Source organism: Desulfocurvus sp. (genome assembly GCF_023230885.1).
Classification (GTDB): Bacteria; Desulfobacterota; Desulfovibrionia; order Desulfovibrionales; family Desulfovibrionaceae; genus Desulfocurvus.
Genome location: NZ_JALNWM010000274.1, coordinates 1 through 3266, shown reverse-complemented (window position 1 = coordinate 3266; position 3266 = coordinate 1). Strand labels below are relative to the sequence as shown.

Sequence of the window (3266 nt, the reverse complement as noted above, 5' to 3'; positions counted from 1 at the left end):
CTGTCCCGGATTGTGACCGCTGGTCAAAAAGTGACCGACGGCCACAACGATGGAATCGATTATACCCCCGGGCTGGAGCTGTCAAGGACAAACTGGGCGCGGGCCGCGGCCCCGCGCGCGCAGGGAGGCCAGGCGGCGAACGCGGGGGCGACCACACGGCGCAGCGCGGCCCCACGCGCGCAGGGAGGCCAGCTGAACTTCGCTCACAACTGGGACGGTGGTCAGCGCGGCCCCGCGCGCGCAGGGAGGCCAGGCCCAGGCCGCAATGACATGATCGGCAACCGGGGGCGGCGCCCCCCGCCGGGGTTCCCTCCGGCCCTGCCGCCCGCGCACCCCGGCCTTGCGCCCCTGGTGCGGGGATTGCATACTCCCACCCGCGCGCCGGATTCCCGGCGCCGCGCCAGCCAGCGCCAACAGGGGAGGCCCATGCGCCATATCAAAAAACGCGTTCTGGTCACCGGCGGGTCCGGGTTCCTGGGGTCGTTCCTGTGCGAGCGGCTGCTCGCAGACGGCTGCGACGTGCTCTGCGTGGACAACTTCTTCACCGGCACCAAGCGCAACATCAAGCACCTGCTGGACAACCCCTACTTCGAGCTCAAGCGCCACGACGTGACCTTCCCGCTCTATGTCGAGGTGGACGAGATCTACAACCTCGCCTGCCCGGCGTCGCCCGTACACTACCGGCACGACCCCGTGCAGACCACCAAGACCTCCATCCACGGCGCCATCAACATGCTCGGGCTGGCCAAACGCCTGCGGGCCAGGATTTTCCAGGCATCCACCAGCGAGGTCTACGGCGACCCCGAAATCCACCCCCAGCCCGAGGCATACTGGGGCCGCGTGAACCCCATCGGCGAACGCTCCTGCTACGACGAGGGCAAGCGCTGCGCCGAGACCCTGTTCTTCGACTACCGCCGCCAGCACGGCCTGCGCATCAAGGTCGCGCGCATCTTCAATACCTACGGCCCGCGCATGCACCCCAACGACGGCCGCGTGGTCTCCAACTTCGTGGTCCAGGCCCTGCGCGGCGCGCCGCTGACCGTCTACGGCGACGGCTCCCAGACCCGCTCCTTCTGCTACGTCGACGACATGATCGAAGGCTTCCTGCGGCTCATGAACCACACCCCCGACGACTTTCCCGGGCCCATGAACCTCGGCAACCCCGGCGAATTCACCATCCTCCAGCTGGCCGAACTGGTGCGCGAGATCGTCGGCGGCCCCGCAGAGATCCAGTTCCGGCCCCTGCCCGGAGACGACCCCCGCCAGCGCAGGCCCGACATCGCCCTGGCCCGCGAGGTGGCGGGCTGGCAGCCCGTCGTGCCCCTGCGCGAAGGCCTCGCGAAAACCGTGGACTACTTCGACGGCCTGCTGCGCGACATGGACGCGCACCCCTAGCCGCCGCCCCTCCGCCCCCCCCCCGCGCCCCCCAGCGCCGGGGCGCGCCCCGCGGGTATGGTTGGACACCGCCCCCGGGTGTGGTACAACCGCAGCTGACGCGGCAGAACCGCCGTTCGCCGCGGCGGAACCATTACCCCGGGAGGGCTCCATGCGCACCAAGATCATCGCCACACTGGGTCCGGCCTCCATGGACAAGGAGATCATGCGTGGCATGGTCAGCCACGGCGTCCGCATCCTGCGCCTCAACTTCTCCCACGCCGACGCCGCCTACTTCCGGCCCGTGGTCGCCGCCATCCGCGAACTCGAAACAGAAATGAACCTGCCCCTCACCGTCATGGCCGACCTGTGCGGACCCAAAACCCGCATCGGACAGGTCGAAGGCTCGCCGCTCACGGTGGACAAGGGCCAGTTCGCCTACCTCGGCCTGCCCGACGAACGACAGGCCGCCGACCACGACAAGGTCTTCATCAGTCTCGATGTGCCCGCCCTCTTGCACGACATCGCCGTGGGCGACCCCGTCTACCTCTCCGACGGCATGCTCCAGTTCCGCGTCACCCGCGTGCTCAAGGCCGACCGCCTCTGCGAGATGCAGGCCCAAAACGGCGGCATCCTGACCTCCAACAAGGGCATCGCCTTCCCCGACAAGATCCACCCCATGCCCGCCCTCACCGACAAGGACCGCAAGGACCTGCGCGAGGCCCTGGACATCGGCGTGGACGCCGTCGCGCTCTCCTTCGTCCAAACCCCCGAGGACGTGCAGCAGGCCAAGGACCTCATCCGCGAACAGGGCCGCTGGGTGCCCGTGGTCGCCAAGCTCGAACGCAAACGCGCCCTGGACAACATCGAAGCCATCGTCGACGCCGCAGACGTGGTCATGGTCGCGCGCGGCGACCTGGGCGTGGAATGCTCCCTCATGACCCTGCCCGTCATCCAGAAACGCATCATCCGCGCATGCAGGCACGCCCAGAAGGCCGTCATCGTCGCCACGCAGATGATGCTCTCCATGGTCAAAAACCCCGTGCCCACCCGCGCCGAGGCCGCCGACGTGGCCAACGCCGTCCTCGACGGCGCCGACTGCGTCATGCTCTCCGAGGAAACCGCCATCGGCTCCTACCCGGTCGAAACCTGCCGCTTCATCGAAGGCATCGCCGCCAGCTCCGAGGAATACTACCTCGAACGCCTGGGCGAACCCTACCGGCCCAGCAAGAAGCAGGATATCGTCAAATACATGGCCTACTCCGCCTGCCTCATCGCCGGACACGACGGCAGCCGCGCACTGGTGGCCCACTCCTCCAGCGGCACCACCGCCCGCCAGCTCTCCAGCCGCAGGCCCGCCCAGACCATCTACGGCCTGACCACCGACCCCCGCGTCATCCGCTGGCTCAACTTCTTCTGGAGCGTCAAGCCCCGACTCGTCGCCGCCGATATCGAGGACCATACGCGCCGCGCCATCGAATTCGTCAAGAACTCCAAGGAATTCGACTCCGGCGATAGCGTGGTCATCACCTCCGGACGCCCCGAACCCCCAGGACAGACCAGCACCCAGACCAACACCATCCGCCTCTTCCGTAAATAACCGCCCGCCAGCAACACCCCGAAACCGCCGGACCCGCCCCAGGGCCCGGCGGTTTTCTGTCGCCCCGGGACCGCGCCGGAACCGCCGGGGCGCCGGAACCGCCGGGGCGCCGCCCCGGACCCCGCCAGGGGGCGCCGCCCCCTGGACCCCCGCGAGGGGGCAACGCCCCCTCGACCCCGCATTGCGCCCCGCGGTCGCGCGGCGAAGCGCCGCGCGACCGCGGGGCGTGAGGCCGGGGCGTGAGGCCGGGGCGTGAGGCCGGGGCGTGAGGCCGGGGCGTGAGGCCGGGGCG

General features: G+C 69.4%; 2 protein-coding genes. Both read left to right on the top strand.

All coding sequences use genetic code 11. From position 1 onward, the window contains the following. The first annotated feature begins 426 nt into the window (after positions 1-426). A complete protein-coding gene (locus M0P34_RS14550; RefSeq protein WP_291500406.1) occupies positions 427-1395 on the top strand; it encodes a UDP-glucuronic acid decarboxylase family protein in 969 nt (322 codons plus the stop codon). Between the two features lie 151 nt (positions 1396-1546). Further along, positions 1547-2974, top strand: a complete 1428-nt coding sequence (gene pyk / locus M0P34_RS14545; protein ID WP_291500404.1) for a pyruvate kinase — start codon at positions 1547-1549, stop codon at positions 2972-2974. Positions 2975-3266 lie beyond the last annotated feature (292 nt).